The organism is Nocardia sp. CNS-044, assembly GCF_059570515.1.
Window position 1 is genome coordinate 327,705 of record NZ_JCANSX010000009.1, and the last position, 19,808, is coordinate 347,512.

Below are 19,808 nucleotides of genomic sequence, written 5' to 3' on the forward strand. Positions count from 1 at the left end.
GAGCGGCGGCCGCCGTACGACGAGCCGGTCTCCGAAGTTCCGCGACGACCGAAGTCGTCCGCGCCAGACCTACGCCCCTCGGGCCGTCCGGCCCGCTTGTCGTCCCAGGCTCGTTCACGACCGCCCTTGCCACCGGGCGTCTGCGCCCGGTCGGCGCGACCATAGCCGGTCCGTCCTGCCTCGGAACGACCTGCGCCATAGCCGGATTCGCGCGCCGCGCGATCACCCGGCTTCTCCGTCCGCCGCGGTTTGCCCTCGAAACGACGGTCGGCTTGTCCCCGATAGCCCGACGCGTCCCGATCGGAACGGTAGGGCTTGCCTGACTCCGACTTCCGTTGCCCACCACGGTTTCCGGCCGACGCCGAGTCACGATCGGACGACTTCCCCGACGCGGCGTCGCGCCGAGCCTCCTGCTTGCGGGCGGCGCGTTTGGCCCACCCGCCGTCGACATCGTCGGATTTGCGCGGCCGATCCACGGGGCTCATTCGACCACCGCGCCGGGCTGCAGACGGGCGCCGCGCGCCCAGTCGAGGGCCGCCATCATCCGCTTGCCTTGCGGCTGCACCTGATTCAGGCGCACGGCGGTGGTCGCGGTGCCGACGAAGACGCCGGTCTTGCGTACCTCGATGACGCGTTCGGGCAGCACCTCCTCCACCATCTCGACCGGGCCGAGCTTGAGGCGGGTGCCGTTCACCTCCGTCCAAGCGCCGGGCGCGGGGGTGACGGCGCGGATCCGCCTGCTGATCGCGAGCGCGGGCAGATCCCAGCGGATGTGACCGTCCTCCGCGGCCACTTTCGGCGCGTACGAGACGCCGTCGATGGGCTGCGGCACGGCGTGCAGGGTGCCGTCTTCCACACCGTCCAAGGTGGTGGCGAGCAGGTGGGCGCCGGTTTCGGCGAGCTTGGCGAGCAGCGTGCCCGCGGTGTCGGTCACCGCGATCTTCTCGGTGACCACGCCGAAGACGGGCCCGGTGTCCAGACCCGCCTCGATCTGGAAGGTGGACGCGCCGGTGATCTCGTCACCCGCGTCGATGGCGGCCTGCACCGGCGCCGCGCCACGCCACGCGGGCAGCAGCGAGAAGTGCAGGTTGATCCAGCCGAAGCGCGGAATGTCGAGCACTTGCTGCGGCAGCAGCGCGCCGTAGGCCACCACCGGACAACAGTCGGGCGCGAATTCGGTGAGCTGCTCGATGAATTCGGGTTCGCTGGGGCGGCGCGGGGTGAGCACCGGGATGTTGTACTCGTCGGCCAGCGTGGCGATCGGCGACCGCGTCACCTTGCGACCGCGACCGGCGACCGCGTCGGGCCGGGTCACCACCGCGACCACCTCGTGGCGTTCCGACTCGATGAGCTTGCGCAGCGAGGGCACGGCGGGTTCGGGAGTCCCCGCGAAGACGACGCGCATCAGCGGCCCCGTCCGAACGGTCCGGCCTGACCCGCACCGCGCGACTCGCGCACGGTGACGCCCGCGTTGAACCAGTCGGATTCCCGAATGGTGCGCATCGCCTCCTTGCGAGACGCCGGGTCGAGCCGGTCGATGAACAGCACACCGTCGAGGTGATCGGTCTCGTGCTGCACGCAGCGCGCCAGCAGCTTCTCCGCGGCGAACTCGACGGGCTCGCCGTGCATGTTCACACCGGACGCCCGCACCCGCAGCGCGCGACGGGTGTCGTAGCGCAGTCCGGGAATGGACAGGCAGCCCTCGGGACCGACCTGTTCCTCGTCGCCGACCACCGTGTAGGTCGGGTTCACCAGATGCCCCGCGGCATCGCCGGTGTCGTAGACGAACACCCGCAGCCCGACGCCGATCTGCGGCGCGGCCATGCCGACACCGCCGTCGTCGTGCATGGTGTCGGTCAGGTCGGCGACCAGCTGGCGCAGCTCACGATCGAATTCGGTGACCTCCGCCGCACGGGCGCGCAGAATCGGATCGCCGAACAGGCGAACGGGCTGAATGGTCACGGCGGCTCCCGGAAGCGGACGAACACGGTCGTCTCATTCTAGAGAGCGGCGCCGATCACCCCGATCTCCCCGACACAACGCCCCCGACCTGGTACAACTCACATGCGGACCGGGCGGGGTGTTCATCCCCTCCGCCCGGCCGCCCGAAAGGTCCGGTCGACGCTCCGCGGATACCCCGAACCCGGGGCGGCGCCCGAGATCGGTCTCCGATCCGTGCCTGGGACCGAGCGGTACACCGGTGAAGTTCCGGTGTACCGCTGTGTTCAGCGGGGGCGAACGAGGCCCGCTTGCGCTTGGATGGCGCGGGTGGCGTTGTCCAGGTGGTGTGGTTCGGCGATCGTGGTGTTGCCCTCGTAGGTGACGCCCGCCGGCACGTCGTCGCTGCCTTGTGGATCGGCGTCCCAGAAGTTGTCCCGGTAGACGACGTTCTCCAGCGGCGGCACGACTTGCAGGACGGCGGTGTTGTCGGCGCGCATGACCACGTTGTTCTCGACGGTCACCCAGGAGGCGCCGTAGTCGGTGTAGAGGCCGAAGTTGTACGGGGTGCGGGTGTCCGTGATGACATTGCCGCGGACGAGCGCGCCGTTGCCGGGGCCGTCGCCCTGGGGGCCGGCCAGGTAGATGCCGCCGCCGTCGGCCAAGGTCGTGAGAGTGTCCGTGACGAGGTTGTGCAGCAGGCGGGTGCCGCGCGCGGGCCCGGCCACGATGCCGCAGTGCGGCACGTCGGTGACCTGGTTGCGGGTGACAGTGCAGTCGAGGGTTTCGCTGATCGCGATGCCAGGAGAACCGGAGTAGTCCAGACCGATCTGGTGGACGCGGTTGTCCTCGATCAGTACGTCCCGGCCGCCGGTGGCCGTGATACCGGAGGCCGCGAGAGTGTCGAAGTCGCAACCGCGCACGATGAGGTTCGCGCCATTGGTGAGCCCGAGCCCGGTGGCGCCCAACCTGGTGAACCGGCAGTCCTCGATACGGACGTCGGTGCTGTCGTCGACACGAACGCAGGCAGGAATCATGGCGGATTCCCGCGGGACCGTCACCCACATCTGTCCCTCCACGATGGTGACCGTGTCGACCGGGCCGCCTTCGTAGTAGCCGCCGCCGTGATAGTGCAGGAAGCCTTCGGCATGGGGGCGCAGCCAGGTGGCCTCGGCGAAGACCAGCCCCTGGAAAGCGACGCCGGTCGCGCCCGTGACGTGCAGCAACACCTCGAGAACGGGAGCGATCACCTCGGTGCGTTCAGGCTCTTCGTCGGGACGTGGCAGGTAGTGCAGGACGTGCTGGCCGGGCCTCGAGCGGTCCAGGACGAAGGTGCCCGGTTCGGTGAGGAAGACAGGGTCGTTCTCCACCCTGGTGGGCAAGCCGGGGCCGTGCGAGGTCTGTCCTTCCCACGCGAAGTTGTACAGGTCGTGGGCTCGGGCGAAAGCAGGCTGCGCCATGGCGATCGTCGTCGAACCTTCGCTGACGACTGCTTCGGCCACCGCGCAGCGGGCCTCGGTCCACGGGTAGATACCCCGGTAGACGAACTCGACGTCGGCCGGGCTCTGCCAATTGAGCGTGACGTCCGTGACGTAACCCGCTTCGGTGCTGGTCACAGCGCCGGGGAGGGTGTCGATGGCGGCACGTTCGGCTCTGCGCCCGTCGACATAGAGCTGGCGAGTGTCCAGCTCGCCCACATCGGCCAGCCAGACCCCGTCACGTACACGCCAGCCGGTGATGTGTCGGCCGCCGCTGATCATGGCTTCCTCCTGCGTGGCGGTCCCGTAACCGTAGGCCTGAAAGACTATGTCCCCCTTGGTGACCGCGAGGGGTTCGCGCAGGATGTGCCGTCCCGCCCTGAGGTGGGCGACGATTGTGCCGGTGTCGTCTCCCGCGGCCTGCGCGACCCGGCCGACCGTGGCGAACGGCTGGCTCTCGGTGCCCGGCCCGGAGTCGTCGCCATTCGGATCGACATAGAACTCCAGCATGTAGCAACCCTTCTGTACGTTTATGGTGTACACAAGATATAACACCATAGACGGCGGGAGGCCAATGATCGACGACAAAGCGGAGGATCCCGACCACGGCGTCGAATTGCTGTGGCGGGAGCGCGAACTGGAGCCGCGCCGGGGGCTGAGCCTGGGAAGGATAGTGCGCGCCGCCATCGAACTGGCCGACGCCGAGGGTCTGGAGGGCCTGTCGATGCGCAAGGTAGCCGAGCGGCTCGGCTTCACCACGATGTCGCTCTACCGCCATGTGCCCGGACGCGACCAGCTCGTCGACCTCATGCTCGATGCCGTCCGCGGGGAAGCCCACCCCTCGGTCGGCACCGGAGACGGCTGGCGGGCGCGACTGGAGTCGTGCGCCCGCAGCGAATGGGAGCTGCGCACGCGCCACCCCTGGATGGCCGAGGTGCGCGGCAGCCGTCACCTGCCCGGCCCCAACGGCGTCGCCTCCTACGAACGCATGCTGAGCGTGGTCGCCGAATCCGGCCTGCCCCCTGCGCAAGTGATCGCCGCGGTGAATCTGGTCGGCCGGTTCGTCGACGCCGAGGCCCAGACGTTGGTGGAGACCGCACGGCAGGAACGACAGAGCGGGGTGAGCGAGCGGGAATGGTGGGGCGCTCGCGACACGCTCTACCAGCGCCTCGACCGCTACCCGACGCTCACGGCCCTGTGGGAAGCGGGCGGCTACGACGAGCCAGAGGCCCCGTTCGAGTTCGGGCTCGCGCGCGTGCTCGACGGTATCGAGATGCTCATCGCCCGCAATCGTGATGAAATTCGTGATGAAACCTGCCTGATGTGCGGGAAGCCGGTGCGGCGACCCGCCTCCGGCCGACCGCGCCTCTACTGCTCACGCGCATGCCAGCAGCGCGCTTACCGAAAGCGACTCGACAAGTGACTACCCTGCCTCACCGGCTGGCGCGTTCATCATGAAAATCTCACGGAGGGCTTGGTTTTCTGTCCTCAGCGCGGAGATGCCGCGCGGGAAAGGAACCCATCCCATGAAGATCAAGTCCGCGATCGCCGCTGCCACACTCACCCTCGGCGCCGTGGCCGCCGGCCGGTTCGGTGAGCGGGTGGTCCGGAGGGGTCGGGCCACCCGAACCCCCGCGCGGCGGGCGGTGGCGCCCTCGCCACGATCGCGCTGCCGCCGCCCGTACTCGGACAGTCATCATTCAGCTGTCCAACGAGCATCCACCCAAGGCATAGGCGATCGCGGCGTCGAAACCGAGCGCGGCGCCCTCCCTCCAGGCCGCGGCGTATGCCTGTTCGCTCATCGCCTGGCGGGTTCGGCGCTCCCACTCTGCTTGGGCTGGGAGCAGGTCCGCGAGCCATATCGGCGAAGTGCCCACCGACCGGCCGATCTGCTCGGCGGCCGCCATCAACACGACCGCCCGTTCGGCCTCCTGCTCTTCTGTGGCAATCCACGCCAATGCTCGTAAGCACATGCTCGCGTTCGTGCGGTCTTTCACCGTCCGGTTCACCCGCAGTGCCTCCGCGAGCAATCCGGTCGCCCGCGCGAGGTCTCCTCCCCGCCACGATGCCACCGCCAGCGACCACAGCACATAAGGCCGGTACATCGCTTCACCGTGATCGTCGGTGAGCGCGAGCGCGTGCTCGTAGCACTCGACGGCCTTCTCGGTGTCGTGGCCCAGATCGTGGACGGCCCCGAGGTTCGTCAGGGCGTCGATCTGGAAGAGCACGTCCCCATCTTCCGCAGACACCTCGACGGCCTTCTCGAGGTGCGGGCGTGCGGCCGAGGGATTCCCGCTGAACAGTGCGAGAACTCCCTCGGCGAAGTCGATGCGAGCGCGGGTCCCTGGGTCGGTCGTCTCCTCGACCAGTGCGCGCCCTTGGCGCACCCAGCCGGCCGCCGCGGCGAGGTCACCCTGCACCGCGGCCATCAGGCAGGCGGCGTAGAACGCCCCGGCTTGGTCGGTAGTGAGTTCTCCGGTGCGCAGCGCCAGCAGGCGATCCAGCCAGCGTCGCCCTTCGCCCAGCGAGCCTTGGGAAAACCAGAAGGGCCACACAGCCGCGGCGATCCGAATTCCGACGTCAGGACTCTCCGACACGGAGAATTCCAGCGCTTGCCGCAAGTTCGGTCGCTCCCGACGCAGCCTGCCGACCCACTCGAGTGCCCGGGTACTGGAAAAGCCCGCGTTCGCATCCAGCGCCAGCCGTTCGCACCAGTCGCGGTGGCGGCGGCAGATCTCGAGGTATTCGCCGGTCTCTCTTGCCTTTTCGCGGCCGTAGTCGCGCACGGTATCGAGCATGCCGAACCCCACCTCGGTCCCCGCTTCCTCCCTCGTCAGGATCGACTTGTCGACGAGGGAGGCCACCGTATCCAGGAGATCCTCCGCCGGATCACCACAGACGTACTGCGCGGCCTCGAGTCCGAAGCCTCCGGCGAACACCGACAACCGCGCCCACACCCGTTGTTCCGCCGGTGTGCACAAGTCATGGCTCCAGTCGATACACACGCGCAGCGTCTGCTGCCGCGGTGGGGCGCTGCGGCTCCCACGAGTCAGCAACGCGAACCGATCGGTCAACCGCTGCAACACCTGCTCCGGCGACATCACCCGCAGCCACGCCGTCGCCAGCTCGATCGGCAACGGCAAACCGGACGAGTCGCGAGCCGATCGGTCTCGACGGAGAGGCGGTTCTGCCGATTCAGCCGCTGGCGGTCCCCGATCCCGATCGGCTGCCCGAGAACCTGTCGCGCGACGACGCGATGAGGTTGTTCGCCGAGCGTGCTGCCACGGTTGTCGCGGGGTTCGAGATCACCGAGGACAACAAGGTCACGATCGCTCGGATCTGTCGGCGGCTGGAGCGCCAGAATGCGCAACCCGGGACACGTCCGAAGCAGCGAGTCGGCGAGCTCGGCCACCGCGTCCACCAATTGCTCGCAATTGTCGAGTACGAGCAGCGATTCCCGATCGGCAAGGAATTCCACGAGTACCTCGCGCAGCGGCAGCACCGACCGGTCCTGCAACCCCAGCGCCGCCGCCACGATGCCCCACACCAGCGACCCGTCGCGCACCTCGCCGATATCCACGAAGGTCGTGCCGTCGGTGAACTCGGCCTCGGCAAGGGTGGCGACCCGCACCGCCAGCCGCGTCTTGCCCACCCCGCCGATCCCGGTCAACGTCACCAACCGCGAGGTCGACAACGCGTTGCTCGCTTCGACCAGTTCCGTGCGCCGATCCACGAAACTGGTCAATTCCAACGGAGTCCTACCCGACCGGCCCGAACGCGACGAGGTCGCGGACGCTCGGCGGACGCGCATTGCCGAGGGAGGCTTTCCGAGTTCGGCTCGCGGAGAGTCGTGCTCAGTGTCGGGTGGCGTGCGCAATGCCATCTCGTCGACCGAAAAACCATGATGGGCTTGCGATGTCCGGAGTCGCTCACCCAGTTCCGCGGCGGTCGGGCGGTTGCCCGGGTCACGGCACATGGCACTTTCGATGATGGCGCTGACCTCTTCCGCGATGCCGTGCTCCCGCAGATCGGGCACCGGCTCGGAGGTGATCCTGACGAATTGAGCCACCACCTGCTCGCCGCTTCGGCGTTCGAATGCGGCATGGCCGGTGATCGCGGCGAACAATGTCGCACCGAGACCGTAAACGTCCGCGGCAGGCGTCACCGGCTCGCCCGCTATCACTTCCGGAGCGGTGAAAGCAGGTGTACCCGTGATGATTCCGGTGCCGGTGACGAACCCGCCCGCGAAATGGGCGATTCCGAAGTCCACCAGCGTCGGCTCGTCGTAGTCGGTGAAAAGGATGTTCGCGGGCTTGACGTCGCGGTGCAGAATCCCGAAGCGATGCGCCGTCTCGAGCGCCCCGGCCATCTTCACCCCGAGCCGCAGCGCTTCCCCTAGCTCCAGTGGTCCGTTGTGGCGAATCCGTGCGTCCAGGGAACCGTGCGCGTAATACGGCATGACGAGGAATGGGCGACCGTTGCCGGTGGCGTCGGCATGGAGGACATCGACGATGTTGGGATGTCCGGTCAGCCTGCCCGCCGCCCGCTGCTCGCGGAAGAACCGCGCCCGATTGTCCTCGTCGAGATCGGCCGTGAGCACCTTGACCGCCACCACGCGGTCGAGCGCGGCCTGCCTGCACCGATAGACCGCGCCGAAACCGCCACGACCGATCTCCACGGCGTCCTCGAACCCGGCCGCGGCCAGCTCCGCCACGACCGAACCGGACACGTCGCGTTGCGTCGCGAATGAATCGGCGCCGGTCATCGACCTACACCGATCCATCCGATCCAAGCCAGGTCGAATGCACCACTGCGCACCTCTCGATGACGTCTTCCCAGAATATCGCCGGTTGGCCACACCCGACGAGAACCCCGACTTGTTCCGACCGGCATCGGCTACGCCGGTCACCGCGGCGTGAGTCGGCGCAACACCTCGACGCCGTCGGCGGCGATGTCGGAGGCTCGCCTTCGGCGGATATCCACTGGCTACAACCCACCTGGACACGGGATCATTACTCACCTGCAGCGCTCGTCGATACGAGACCGGGGGGAGCATGAGTTCACGCGCGACGGCGGTCGAGCTGGTTCTGCGTTTCTACGGCCGGGAAATGGCCTCTCGTAAGGGCATAACGATTCCGGCGTTGCTGGGGCCGGCACTCGGCAATATCTGCAACCTGTACGTCGCACCGCTGATCGTCGCCATGGTTGTCGGCCGGGTCGCGGCCACCGGCGATTCGAGTTTCGGGGCCCTTGCTCCGTACATCCTCGCCTTCGGTGGCACCCTGCTGCTCGCGGAACTGCTGTGGCGCATCGGAATTCACTGCCTCAACCGAGTCGACGCCTACGGTATCGAGCACCTGCACGTGGTCGCCATGGACGAGCTGCTCGCCAAGGACGCGGCGTTCTTCCACAACAACTTCGCCGGTTCGCTGACGAAGCGCTCGCTCAGCTTCGCGGCTCGGTTCGAACAGTTCGTGGACACCCTCGCTTTCGAGGTCCTGGCGGCACTGGTGCCGCTGGTGTTCGCCTCGATCGTGTTGTGGCGCTACAACCCCGTGCTGGTCGCCGTGCTGGTGGGAATGATCGTGGTGACCGTGCTGGTCATCATCCCGTTGGTCCAGCGCCGCCAGAAGCTCGTCGACGACCGCGAGGCCGCCATCGCGCGGGTTTCCGGGCATGTGGCCGACAGCCTGGCCAATATGCAGGTGGTGCGCGCCTTCGCCGCCGAACCGCGGGAGGCGGCCGAGCATCGACGGCGGGTGGCCTCGTCGCGGCGAAAAACGGTGCGCTCCTGGGATTACGCGAACCTGCGGATAGATACGCTGGTGGCGCCGCTGGTGGTACTCACCAATGTGATCGGCCTGCTGATCGCGTTGGGACTCAGCCGCGGCAACGCGGGGGTGGAGGCCATTGTTGTGGCATTCACCTACTACTTCAACGCCACCGGGATCATGTTCCGGTTCAACCAGATCTACCGACGGTTGGAGACCGTGCTCACCGAGGCGGCGCAGTTCACCGAACTGCTGCTCGACGAACCGAAGGTGCTCGATATCGAACATCCGGAACCACTGCGACCCAAGGGCTTCGACGTGCGGTTCGAGGGAGTGGACTTCACGCACGGTGGCGCGCGGCAGCTGTTTCACGGACTGGATCTGCACGTGCCGAGCGGCGCCAAGGTAGGCCTGGTGGGACGGTCCGGGGGTGGCAAGACCACCATCACCCAATTGCTGCTGCGGTTGATGGATATTCAATCCGGAACGATACGCATCGGCGGGCAGGACATCGCCCGGCTGCGGCAGGCGGATCTGCGCGGTCTGATCGCTTACGTGCCACAGGATCCGGCCATGTTTCACCGGACCCTGAGCGAGAACATCCGGTTCGCGCGCCCGGACGCCACGGACGAGGAGATCACGCGGGCCGCCAAGGCCGCGCACGTCACCGAGTTCGCGGACGCGCTACCGCAGGGTATGGAAACGCTGATCGGCGAGCGCGGCGTGAAACTGTCCGGCGGCCAGCGCCAGCGGGTCGCGCTGGCCCGGGCCATCCTCCGGGACGCGCCCATCCTGCTCCTGGACGAGGCCACCAGCGCACTCGACTCGGAAAGCGAATCGCTTGTGCAGCAGACGCTCTGGGAGTTGATGGAAGGACGGACGGCACTGGTCGTCGCGCACCGGCTGAGCACTGTGGCCGGGATGGACCGGCTGGTGGTGCTCGACAACGGGCGAGTCGTCGAGGAGGGGACGCACCAGGAGTTGCTCTGCGCGCAAGGAACATACGCGCAGCTGTGGCGGCGCCAATCGGGTGGGTTCCTCGGCGAGGACGTGGTCGCCCGTCAGGATTTCGACTGAAACAAGCGGCGGATGCGCCCGCGGATGCCGACGGCGTCCCGAGGTGCTGGCGCGGCGGTTTCGGCGGCCGTTTCGACCGCGGTCGCCTGCGCGAGTCGCATGTGCAGTCGTTCGCGGACCTGGTCCGGAGTGTAGGCACGGCGACGGCGCTCGGCGCGCACGATCACCACACCGGTCGCGACCACACCTGCCGCACCCGCCAAACCCACTGCCTTCCACCACCGCATACCGCATAGGCTACGTCCATGACGGGGACGAGCATCAGTCTCGATCGAGCGCTCGAGATCACCAGGACCGGTGACATCTGGCTGTTTCGTGGCCATTCGGCAGCCGACCGTGCGATTCGCATGACGACGAACAGCCCGGTCAACCATGTCGGCATGTCGGTCGTGCTCGACGATCTGCCCGCGCTGATCTGGCACGCCGAGCTGGGCCGATCACTGCCCGACATGTGGACCGGCGTCGCGCACCGCGGCGTCCAGTTGCACAACCTGCGCGACGCGGTACTGGTGTGGGCGCACCGCTACGGTCAGCAAGCCTGGTTGCGCCAGTTGAACCTTCCGGCGACCAAAGAGATGGAAGACAGCTTGCTGCGCACCATCGCCCGACTCGACGGAACCCCCTTCCCTTCCACCGCCGGTCTCGCCGGACGCTGGCTACGCGGCCGAGTGCGGCTCCCCCGACGCCGATCGAACCGAGCGGCCGCCAAGGAGCTGGAAAGCGCGTACTGCGCGGAGATCGTGGCCGCGACCTACCAATCGATGGGACTGCTGTCGCAACACCGAAGCCCCAACTGGTACGACCCCGGACGGTTCTGGAGCGGTGACGGACTGGAGCTCGGTGGCGGCTACGAACTGGGTGGCGAAATAGCCGTGCAGATACCCGCCGGACCGGACTCCTGACGACCGCACACGACTGCGATGCAGGGTGTCCCTATCGACTCGGCTGAACCGCCGCCGCCGGATGCGGCGCGCTGCGCAGCTCCCACCAGCAGGCGAGCAAGATGGCGGAGTACGCGGCGGTGACCGCCGCGAACGGTAGCCCGACCACGATCATCAACAGCGGCAGCAGCGACATCAGCGTTCCCCTTCGTCGATCGACAAGCCGTCCCGAGCTCGTTCACGTCGCTGTGCACCGCAGCCCCCGGCCGGATGCGGCAGTACCCAGAACCGCGGCGGTGTAACGCATTTCGATCGAACACGGCGCATGAGGTTGCATGCGCAGGGTCAGAGACCGAGATAGAACCGAATCGTCGTGCCGTCGCCACCGGTGTGCACGCGCACCAGATCCGCCATGTAGTGGACCAGAATCAGCCCCCGGCCGCCGACCTGTCCAGGCTGCGGTGGCCTGCGACCGGCCAGCGGATCGGTCAGCCGCCCGCTATCACGAACCTCGCACACCAGCTGCCCTTGCTCGGCCCAGATCGCGCAGGTCCCGCTGCCGCCGCCGTGCACCACGCTGTTGGTCGTCAGCTCGCCGACCGCGAGCTCGGCATCCTGCAACCGCTCGCCCCGCAAGCCCAGCCTCCCGGCCTGCTCGACGGCGAAGTGCCGGACGGCCCGAAGCTCGTCCACGCCGAAGGAAAAGACGGCGGCATCCGGCGCGGTCGGCAGCGACTGGTTGTAGCGGGCCACGATCGCCTGCCAGTCGTAGACATCGCTGGCCGCCTCGCGCCCATCGCTGATGAGGGTGGGGTGGGTGATACGGGCGTCGGCCAGCACACCCGCGTCCAGCCGGACCTCGTCGTAAGGGCACAGGATCGTCACCGCCCGGCCTTCGAAGGCCGCGTTGATCAACGCCTCGTGCTGCGCGCACGCCGGGTACTCCACCGCGCTGCGTCCGGCCCAGATCGGCTCGCCGATGATGCGCACCCGTCCTTCGGGGTGCGCGTCGGCGAAGCCCCTGAGCACCTTGGGAATGATCCGCCCCGGATTGCGGCCGGCCTCGGTCATGTCCAGGAACAAGATGCCCTCGGCGTCCGCGCCCAAGCCGTTCCTGATCAGTTCCAGGTTGGGGCCGGGTACCGCGACTGCCATCGGCTCGCCCGCCGCCATGCCCTCCCGCAGGAACGACACCGTCTGCTGGGTGTACTCCTGTTCTGTGCGGTAGAACAGGGCGGGATGTTCGAACGCCTCGCTTGCGGCCACTGCGCTCATCGCGGCGTCACCTCGATTCGGTTCAGGTTCGGCCAGAACATCTCCAGTACCCGCGGCAGCGACGGCGGTGGGGATTCCACCACCACCCGCCCGGCGGGCAAACGCATCGCGGTCACCGCGAGCACCGTCGCCCCGGATACATCGATGTAGGCCACATCCGACAGCTCGATATAGGAGACATCCGTGTGGCACCGGGCCAGCTCGGCCAAGGCGTCTTCCCAGGACGAGCAAGTGACCGCGGTGATCTCGCCGGAAGCGCGTAGTCCGGGGCGATCCGGTAGCGCGCTCACTTCCAGCTCCGTCGTTCCGGACAGCGCTCCATCGGAGTCACCCACCGCGAGTGGGGCATCCACCTTCGGACTCCTTCGACACCGTCGGCCGCCTGCTGGCAGTCGCAGCCAGGACCAGCGGAAGGACGACCCTTCCAGCGGCACAGTGTATCCGGGTGGGTCAGGCGGCAGACATTCCCATACCCCAGGACGATCAGGCGCTGTCGCGCCCGGCGCCATGGCTCACGTGGATACCGACCACGCAGGTGTCGTCGTCGGTGTTGGCGTCGCTGCCGTCGAGCAGGTGGTCCAGACGATCGTCCAGGGTTCCGGTGAACTCCGCCGAGATCGCGAGCAGTCGTTCCACGCAGTCGTCCAAGTACCGGTCGCGGCGCTCGATGAGACCGTCGGTGTAGAGCAGGAGGGTGTCGTCCGGTTCCAGCTGGAGTTCGGCTTCCTCGTAGACCGCCTCCGCCACCGCGCCGAGGATCATGCCCTTGATGGTGGGCAGGGTCGAGGCGTGGCCCGCGCGGATGAGCACCGGCGGGAGGTGTCCCGCGCGGGCCCAGCGCAGCACCTGTGTCTGCGGGTCGTAGAGGCCGCAGACGGCGGTGGCGAAGATGTTGTCGGTCAGGTGGTGAGCGACCAGATTCAGCCACGTCAGCATCTGGCCCGGCCCGGCGCCCGTGGCGGCGAGACCGCGCAGAGCGTTGCGCAGCACCACCATGCCGGTGGCCGCCGCGATGCCGTGGCCGGTGATGTCGCCGACCGAGACCAGAATCTTCTTGGACGGCAACACGATCGCGTCGTACCAATCGCCGCCGACCAGGTGGTCTTGCTCGGTCGGCTGGTAGCGCACCGCGATCCGCAGACCGAAGGCCTCGGTGGACGGCTGCGCGTCGGGCATGATCGCCTGCTGGAGTTGCCGCGCGAGGCGGCTCTGCTCGGCGGCGTGCTCCTCGGTGTGCGTGAGCCGATCGCGCGTGGCCGACAGCGCGATCTCGGTCCAGTGTTGCGACGAGATGTCCTGGTAGGCGCCGCGAATGGCGAGCAGGTGCCCGGCCGCATCGGCCACCGGTTCGGCGATGATCCTGATGTGCCGGATCACACCGTCCGGCCGGATCAGGCGGAACGCCGTGGAAGCCGGACGGCGATAGCGCAGCAGGGTCCGCAGAAACCGTCGCACTGCTTCGGTGTCGGCCTCGTCGACGTGACCTGGCAGCTGCGCCAGCGGGATGGGATCCGCCGTCGGCGCCAGCCCGTGCAGGGCGAAAAGCTGGTCGCTCCAGGTGATTTCGCCGGTGGCCGCGTTCTCCTCGAACCCGCCGACCCGGCCGAGACGCTGGGCGTGCTGCAACAGCGCCGCCAGCCGCGCCGCCTCGTCCTCCACCCGCCAGACCATCAGCACGGCGTCGCCGTGCCTGCTGATACTCAGCGCCGCCGAGACCGTCAGCGGTACCTGGTCGACCAGTTCGGTCAGCGTCACCCGCTCGGCTCGGTAGGTCTCGCCGGTCGCGAAGACGTGCTCGATCCGTTCGAACAGCCGTCCCTCGCTCGCGGCCATCGGGTACGACTCGAGCAGCAACGTGCCCCTGATCAGGCCGCGGGCGCGACCGGCCGGGTCGACGAAGCAGGTGTTGACGTGGTGGACGCGGAAATCGGCGAGCGCGCCGTCGTCGTCGAGGTGGGGCAGCAGCACCAGCGCGGGGTCGAACAGGCCGTCGGACAGCCGCACCAGATCCGCGACGTCGGGCCGGTCCGACGCGTGCACCGCGGCCAGGTCCGATTCCAAAGTGTGCGCGCACAACTCGGCGAGCGCTTCCAGCTGCCGGTGCACCTGGGGCGGCTGTGGCTCGAGCGGCTGCGGCCAGCACACCTCGAGCACGCCGAGCAGTTTGCCGCCCGCACCCACCGGGATCGCCGCCCGCCCGCCGCCGCGGTGGCCGATCGACGGCAGACCGGCCTCGCTCAGGTTCTCGATCCACTGCGCGGCGCGGTTCACCAGCGCCTGCCGCGCCGGGGTGGCCAGACCGGGCGGCACATAGCGCCACCGCTGGGCCTCGTGCGGGCCGATCCCGGCGAAAGCCACCAGCGTCAGCGACGCGTCGGTCCCGGCAGCCCAGATCGCCACGGCCGTGGCGCCCAGCGGCGCGACGGCGTGCTCGAGCACCGACTCCGCCACGCGCTGGGTGTCGCCCGCCGCGAGCAACCCGCTCTCGGCGGTGCGCAGTCGCACGGCCGCCGTCGGCTCGCTCGGGGTGGCGGTGCTCAGCAGGAACTGGCCCACCGCCGCGCTGACTTTGTCCTGCGCCGCCTGGTTGACCAGGTCGGCGGCCAGTTCCAGTGTCGTGACGCCCGCCTGTTCGGACAGGGTGTCCAGCTGGCGCGCCGCCTGCGCGGGCCCGCACCGAAGCCGTTCGATCAGAACGCCTTTGGCCATCTCGATCAGCGCCCGACCGTCGGCGGTGGCGTGGGCCCGCTGGACCTCCTTGCGCAGCCGCTCCACGGTGGCAGCGAGGCGGGTGACGGTGGGCTGCTCGGCCGGACGACCGTCCTGGATCACGGAGTCGCTGATGTCCGATTCGGTCATCAGGCACGCAGCCAGTGCTGAATGCGGGCGAGCAAGGCGTCCGCGTCGACGGGCTTGGTGACGTAGTCGTTGGCGCCCGACGCGAGGCTCTTGTCCCGATCGCCGAGCATGGCCTTGGCCGTCACCGCGATGATCGGCAGGTTCGCGTACTGCGGCATCTCGCGGATCGCCGCGGTCGCGGTGTAGCCGTCCATCTCCGGCATCATCACGTCCATCAGGATCAGATCCGTCTCGGGGTGGGCGAGCAGCTTGTCGATGCCCTCGCGCCCGTTCTCGGCGTGCAGCACGCCGATGCCGTGCAGTTCGAGAATGCTGCTGAGCGCGAACAGGTTACGGGCGTCGTCGTCGACGATGAGCACGGTGCGTCCGGCGAGTTCGCCGACCGGCTGCCGCGGCGCGGCGGCCGGTGTCTCCTCGCGGCGCACGAGGGCCAGCACGTCGCCGGGCGCTTCCGCGCTGACGTGCAACGCGATTCGCTCACGCAGTTCGTCGAGGCTGGACAGCAGCTCCAGCGGTTGGCGCGAGATGCGTTCGTGCAGCAGGCGTTCCTGCTCGGCGTCGAGCCTGCGGTTGTGGGCGAGCACCGGGACGCTGCTCAGCGCGGCGTCTCCGTCCATCGTCTCCAGGAACAGCAGCGCGGCGCCGTCGGGCATGTCCAATTCCAGCACCACGCAGTGGAAGGCCTCGGCGGCCATCGCCGCCGCCGCTTCCTCCACGCCGTTGGCGCTGACGATCTGGACGGGACCGCGCGGATCGTTGCCCGCGGCGAGGTCGGCCACCGCGGTCTGCGCGACCAGCGACAGCAGGCCCTCCGGGCGTTCCTCCACGACCAGCAGCCTGCGCTGCTGCTGCGGCGTCGCGGCGCTCGGCGTGTAGTCGGAGCGGCTGTCGTCTTGCCGCGTGTCCTCGCGGTCGTGGTAGGGCGCCTCCTGGAAGTCCGGGCGGGCGACCGGGAGGTACAGGGTGAACGTGCTGCCCTGGTCGAGCGCGCTGTCCGCGGTGATCGCGCCGCCGAGCAGGTAGGCGATCTCCCGGCTGATCGACAGGCCGAGCCCGGTGCCGCCGTACTTGCGGCTGGTCGTCCCGTCGGCTTGCTGGAACGCGCCGAAGATCGACTCCAGTTGGTGCGCGGCGATGCCGATGCCGGTGTCGATCACCCGGAACGCGAGGGCCGGGCCGTGCCTGCGCACGGCGGCGGGCAGTTCCCGCGCCTCCGACGGCTCGATGCGCAACTCGACCGATCCGGTCTCGGTGAACTTCACCGCGTTGGACAACAGATTGCCGAGCACCTGCCGCAACCGCGAATCGTCGGTGACCAAATCGAGGGGCAGGCCGGGCGCGGTGGTGATGCGGAACCCGAGACTCTTCTGCGTCGTCATCGGCCGGAAGGTGGCCTCGACGTAGTCCAGCAGTTTGCGCAGCGGCACGCGCTCGGGCGTGATGTCCATCTTGCCCGCCTCGACCTTGGACAGATCGAGGATGTCGTTGATCAGCTGCAGCAGATCCGAACCCGCCGAGTGAATGATGCCCGCGTACTCGACCTGCTTGGGCGTGAGGTTGCGGGTCGGGTTCTGGGCAAGCAGCTGAGCGAGGATCAGCAGGCTGTTCAGCGGCGTGCGCAGCTCGTGGCTCATATTGGCCAGAAACTCCGACTTGTACTTCGACGCGAGCGCGAGCTGCTGGGCGTGGGTCTCGAGCTCCTGCCTGGCCTGCTCGATCTCGAGGTTCTTTGCCTCGATGTCGCGGTTCTGCCTGGCCAGCAGCGCCGCCTTCTCCTCCATCTCGGCGTTGGACGACTGGAGTTCTTCCTGACGGACCTGCAGCTCTTCCGAACGGGCTTGCAGTTCGGTGGTCAGGCGCTGGGATTCGACGAGCAATTCGTCGGTGCGGGCGTTGGCGATGATGGTGTTGACGTTGACGCCGACCGTCTCCATCAGCTGGTCGAGGAAGTCCCGGTGGATGCGGGTGAAGCGGTGCAGTGAGGCCAGCTCGATGACGCCGAGCACTTGGTCCTCCACCCCGATCGGCAGGACGAGCAGGTTGACCGGCGCCGTCCGCCCCAGCCCGGAGGAGATGGTGACGTAGTCCCCTGGCACGTCGTCGACCGCGATCGTGCGGCGGCTGCGCGCGGCCTGACCGACCAGCGACTGACCGAAGGTGAACCGTGTCTCCCCGCCCGGCTCCTCCGGGCTTCCGTAGGAGCTGATCAATCGCAGCTCCGGCCGCTCGGCGGTGTCGTCGGCCAGGTAGAACGCGCCGAACTGCGCCGAGACCAGCGGCGCGAGCTCGTCCATGATCAACTCGGCCACCACGTGCAGATCGCGCTGGCCTTGCATGAGGCTGGAGATGCGAGCCAGGTTGGTCTTGAGCCAGTCCTGGTCCTGGTTGGCCTTGGTGGTCTCACGCAGCGACTCCACCATCGAGTTGATGTTGTCCTTGAGCTCCGCGACCTCGCCGGACGCCTCGACGGTGATGGATCGGGTCAGGTCGCCCTCCGCGACGGCGCTGGTGACCTCCGCGATGGCGCGCACCTGGCGGGTCAGGTTGCCCGCGAGCTCGTTGACGTTCTCGGTCAGCCGCTTCCAGGTGCCCGAGACGCCCTCGACCTCGGCCTGTCCACCCAACCGGCCCTGCGACCCGACCTCACGTGCGACGCGGGTGACCTCGGCGGCGAACGCCGAGAGCTGGTCGACCATCGTGTTGATCGTGGTCTTCAGCTCGAGGATCTCCCCGCGCGCGTCCACGTCGATCTTGCGGGTCAGATCGCCTTGGGCGACCGCGGTGGTCACCTGGGCGATGTTGCGGACCTGGTTGGTCAGGTTGTTCGCCATGGAGTTGACGTTGTCGGTCAGGTCCTTCCACGTGCCCGCCACGTTCGGCACGCGAGCCTGACCGCCGAGCATGCCCTCGGTGCCGACCTCGCGGGCGACGCGGGTGACCTCGTCGGCGAACGCCGACAGCGTGTCGACCATCGTGTTGATCACGCCGGCGAGCGCCGCGACCTCGCCCTTGGCCTCCACGGTGATCTTCTGGCTCAGGTCGCCGCGCGCCACCGCCGTGGCGACCTGCGCGATCGAGCGCACCTGGTTGGTCAGGTTGGAGGCCATGACGTTGACGTTGTCGGTCAGGTCCTTCCAGGTGCCCGACGCGCCGCGCACCGTCGCCTGGCCGCCGAGGTTGCCCTCGGTGCCGACCTCGCGGGCGACGCGAGTGACCTCGTCGGCGAACGAGGAGAGCTGATCGACCATCGTGTTGATGGTCTCCTTGAGTTCGAGGATCTCCCCGCGCGCGTCGACCCGGATCTTCTGGGTCAGGTCGCCGCCCGCGACGGCGGTGGTGACCTGAGCGATCGAACGCACCTGCGCGGTGAGGTTGTCGGCCATGACGTTGACCGATTCGGTGAGGTCCTTCCAGGTTCCGGAGACGCCCTTGACGTCGGCCTGCCCACCCAACCGTCCCTCGGTGCCCACCTCGCGGGAGACGCGGGTGACCTCGTCGGCGAAGGACGACAGCTGATCGACCATCGTGTTGATGGTGTTCTTCAGCTCGAGGATCTCCCCGCGCGCGTCGACCCGGATCTTCTGAGTGAGGTCACCGCCCGCGACCGCGGTGGCGACCTGAGCGATCGAACGCACCTGCGCGGTCAGGTTGCCCGCCATGAAGTTCACCGAGTCGGTGAGGTCGCGCCAGGTTCCGGAGACGCCTTTGACGTCGGCCTGACCGCCGAGGATGCCTTCGGTGCCCACCTCGCGGGAGACGCGGGTGACCTCGTCGGCGAAGGACGACAGCTGGTCGACCATCGTGTTGATGGTGTTCTTCAGCTCGAGGATCTCCCCGCGGGCGGTGACCGTGATCTTCTGACTCAGGTCGCCGCGCGCCACCGCGGTGGTCACTTGCGCGATGTTGCGGACCTGGTCGGTCAGATTGCCCGCCATGAAGTTCACCGAGTCGGTGAGGTCGCGCCACACGCCGCCGACGCCGGGGACCTCGGCCTGGCCGCCCAACTGGCCCTCCGAGCCCACTTCCCTTGCCACGCGGGTGACTTCGTCGGCGAAGGAGGACAGCTGGTCGACCATCGTGTTGACCGTGTTCTTCAGCTCGAGGATCTCCCCGCGCGCGTCCACGTCGATCTTCTGCGACAGGTCGCCCTGCGCCACGGCGGTGGCGACCTGGGCGATGTCGCGCACCTGGCTGGTCAGGTTGCCCGCCATGGCGTTCACCGAGTCGGTGAGGTCCTTCCAGGTGCCGGACACGCCAGGCACTTCGGCCTGTCCACCGAGCCGCCCGTCCGTGCCGACCTCGCGCGCGACGCGGGTGACCTCGGAGGTGAACAGCGAGAGCTGGTCCACCATGCCGTTGAACACCATCGCGATCTCGCCGAGCAGCCCGTCGGCGTCGGTGGGCAACTGGGTGCCGAAATCGCCGTCGCGCACCGCCGTCAATCCGGCCAGTAGTTGGCGCAGCTCGACTTGTTCGGTGGCCGTAGCAGCCTGCTTCGGGGCGCGGGCCGGTGCCGCGGTATCCGTCAT

14 protein-coding genes are annotated in these 19,808 nt (G+C 68.4%); 3 read left to right on the forward strand and 11 right to left on the reverse strand.

All coding sequences use genetic code 11. The annotated features are described in order from the left end of the window. Nucleotides 1-481 precede the first annotated feature (481 nt). The 3 genes from fmt to T333_RS24345 all read right to left on the reverse strand — a co-directional run bounded on the left by fmt (nucleotide 482) and on the right by T333_RS24345 (nucleotide 3,926). A complete protein-coding gene (fmt, locus tag T333_RS24335) occupies nucleotides 482-1,405 on the reverse strand; it encodes a methionyl-tRNA formyltransferase (RefSeq protein WP_496425945.1) in 924 nt (307 codons plus the stop codon). Then, nucleotides 1,405-1,962: a peptide deformylase gene (def, locus tag T333_RS24340; RefSeq protein ID WP_355002236.1), complete on the reverse strand. Its 558-nt coding sequence runs from the start codon at nucleotides 1,960-1,962 to the stop codon at nucleotides 1,405-1,407. Before def ends, fmt begins: the two co-directional genes overlap by 1 nt. Before the next feature lie 263 nt (nucleotides 1,963-2,225). Then, a complete protein-coding gene (locus T333_RS24345) occupies nucleotides 2,226-3,926 on the reverse strand; it encodes a right-handed parallel beta-helix repeat-containing protein (RefSeq protein ID WP_496425946.1) in 1,701 nt (566 codons plus the stop codon). 64 nt (nucleotides 3,927-3,990) lie between these two features. Between T333_RS24345 and T333_RS24350 the strand changes: the two genes are divergently transcribed. Then, entirely contained in the window at nucleotides 3,991-4,839 is an 849-nt protein-coding gene (locus tag T333_RS24350; protein WP_496425947.1) for a TetR/AcrR family transcriptional regulator, read from the forward strand. Between the two features lie 277 nt (nucleotides 4,840-5,116). On the opposite strand, the gene T333_RS24355 is transcribed toward T333_RS24350, so the two are convergent. After that, on the reverse strand, nucleotides 5,117-6,553 hold the full coding sequence (locus T333_RS24355) for an ATP-binding protein (RefSeq protein ID WP_496425948.1): 1,437 nt from the start codon (nucleotides 6,551-6,553) through the stop codon (nucleotides 5,117-5,119). Then, nucleotides 6,517-8,181 (reverse strand): protein kinase domain-containing protein, encoded by a 1,665-nt coding sequence (locus T333_RS24360; RefSeq protein ID WP_496425949.1) that lies wholly within the window; start codon nucleotides 8,179-8,181, stop codon nucleotides 6,517-6,519. The genes T333_RS24355 and T333_RS24360 overlap by 37 nt, the downstream gene beginning before the upstream one ends. A gap of 289 nt (nucleotides 8,182-8,470) precedes the next feature. On the opposite strand from T333_RS24360, the gene T333_RS24365 reads away from it, so the two are divergent. Next, nucleotides 8,471-10,264, forward strand: a complete 1,794-nt coding sequence (locus tag T333_RS24365; RefSeq protein ID WP_496425950.1) for an ABC transporter ATP-binding protein — start codon at nucleotides 8,471-8,473, stop codon at nucleotides 10,262-10,264. Here T333_RS24365 and T333_RS24370 read toward each other — a convergent pair. After that, nucleotides 10,249-10,491 (reverse strand): hypothetical protein, encoded by a 243-nt coding sequence (locus tag T333_RS24370; protein WP_354999807.1) that lies wholly within the window; start codon nucleotides 10,489-10,491, stop codon nucleotides 10,249-10,251. The genes T333_RS24365 and T333_RS24370 overlap by 16 nt on opposite strands. 18 nt (nucleotides 10,492-10,509) lie before the next feature. On the opposite strand from T333_RS24370, the gene T333_RS24375 reads away from it, so the two are divergent. After that, nucleotides 10,510-11,166 (forward strand): hypothetical protein, encoded by a 657-nt coding sequence (locus T333_RS24375; protein ID WP_357248345.1) that lies wholly within the window; start codon nucleotides 10,510-10,512, stop codon nucleotides 11,164-11,166. Between the two features lie 31 nt (nucleotides 11,167-11,197). Here T333_RS24375 and T333_RS24380 read toward each other — a convergent pair whose 3' ends face one another. From T333_RS24380 to T333_RS24400, 5 genes are all read right to left on the reverse strand, one after another. Beyond that, the gene (locus tag T333_RS24380; RefSeq protein WP_354999805.1) at nucleotides 11,198-11,341 is read right to left on the reverse strand and encodes a hypothetical protein; all 144 of its coding nucleotides are present in this window, start codon (nucleotides 11,339-11,341) and stop codon (nucleotides 11,198-11,200) included. A 149-nt stretch (nucleotides 11,342-11,490) separates the two neighbouring features. Beyond that, nucleotides 11,491-12,420 (reverse strand): anti-sigma factor RsbA family regulatory protein, encoded by a 930-nt coding sequence (locus T333_RS24385; RefSeq protein WP_496425951.1) that lies wholly within the window; start codon nucleotides 12,418-12,420, stop codon nucleotides 11,491-11,493. Next, on the reverse strand, nucleotides 12,417-12,773 hold the full coding sequence (locus tag T333_RS24390; protein WP_357248341.1) for an STAS domain-containing protein: 357 nt from the start codon (nucleotides 12,771-12,773) through the stop codon (nucleotides 12,417-12,419). Before T333_RS24390 ends, T333_RS24385 begins: the two co-directional genes overlap by 4 nt. Before the next feature lie 130 nt (nucleotides 12,774-12,903). Next, the gene (locus T333_RS24395; protein ID WP_357248338.1) at nucleotides 12,904-15,279 is read right to left on the reverse strand and encodes a SpoIIE family protein phosphatase; all 2,376 of its coding nucleotides are present in this window, start codon (nucleotides 15,277-15,279) and stop codon (nucleotides 12,904-12,906) included. After that, nucleotides 15,279-19,808, reverse strand: a complete 4,530-nt coding sequence (locus T333_RS24400; protein ID WP_357248335.1) for a HAMP domain-containing protein — start codon at nucleotides 19,806-19,808, stop codon at nucleotides 15,279-15,281. The genes T333_RS24395 and T333_RS24400 overlap by 1 nt, the downstream gene beginning before the upstream one ends.

Excerpts from the sequence above, each read along its gene's own strand:
- T333_RS24380 (WP_354999805.1), bottom strand. The coding sequence starts at position 11,341 with ATGTCGCTGCTGCCGCTGTTGATGATCGTGGTCGGGCTACCGTTCGCG.
- T333_RS24385 (WP_496425951.1), bottom strand. The coding sequence starts at position 12,420 with ATGAGCGCAGTGGCCGCAAGCGAGGCGTTCGAACATCCCGCCCTGTTC.
- T333_RS24395 (WP_357248338.1), bottom strand. The coding sequence starts at position 15,279 with ATGACCGAATCGGACATCAGCGACTCCGTGATCCAGGACGGTCGTCCG.
- T333_RS24375 (WP_357248345.1), top strand. The coding sequence starts at position 10,510 with ATGACGGGGACGAGCATCAGTCTCGATCGAGCGCTCGAGATCACCAGG.
- T333_RS24400 (WP_357248335.1), bottom strand. The coding sequence starts at position 19,808 with ATGACGGATACCGCGGCACCGGCCCGCGCCCCGAAGCAGGCTGCTACG.
- T333_RS24345 (WP_496425946.1), bottom strand. The coding sequence starts at position 3,926 with ATGCTGGAGTTCTATGTCGATCCGAATGGCGACGACTCCGGGCCGGGC.
- T333_RS24370 (WP_354999807.1), bottom strand. The coding sequence starts at position 10,491 with ATGCGGTGGTGGAAGGCAGTGGGTTTGGCGGGTGCGGCAGGTGTGGTC.
- T333_RS24360 (WP_496425949.1), bottom strand. The coding sequence starts at position 8,181 with ATGACCGGCGCCGATTCATTCGCGACGCAACGCGACGTGTCCGGTTCG.
- T333_RS24365 (WP_496425950.1), top strand. The coding sequence starts at position 8,471 with ATGAGTTCACGCGCGACGGCGGTCGAGCTGGTTCTGCGTTTCTACGGC.
- T333_RS24350 (WP_496425947.1), top strand. The coding sequence starts at position 3,991 with ATGATCGACGACAAAGCGGAGGATCCCGACCACGGCGTCGAATTGCTG.
- fmt (WP_496425945.1), bottom strand. The coding sequence starts at position 1,405 with ATGCGCGTCGTCTTCGCGGGGACTCCCGAACCCGCCGTGCCCTCGCTG.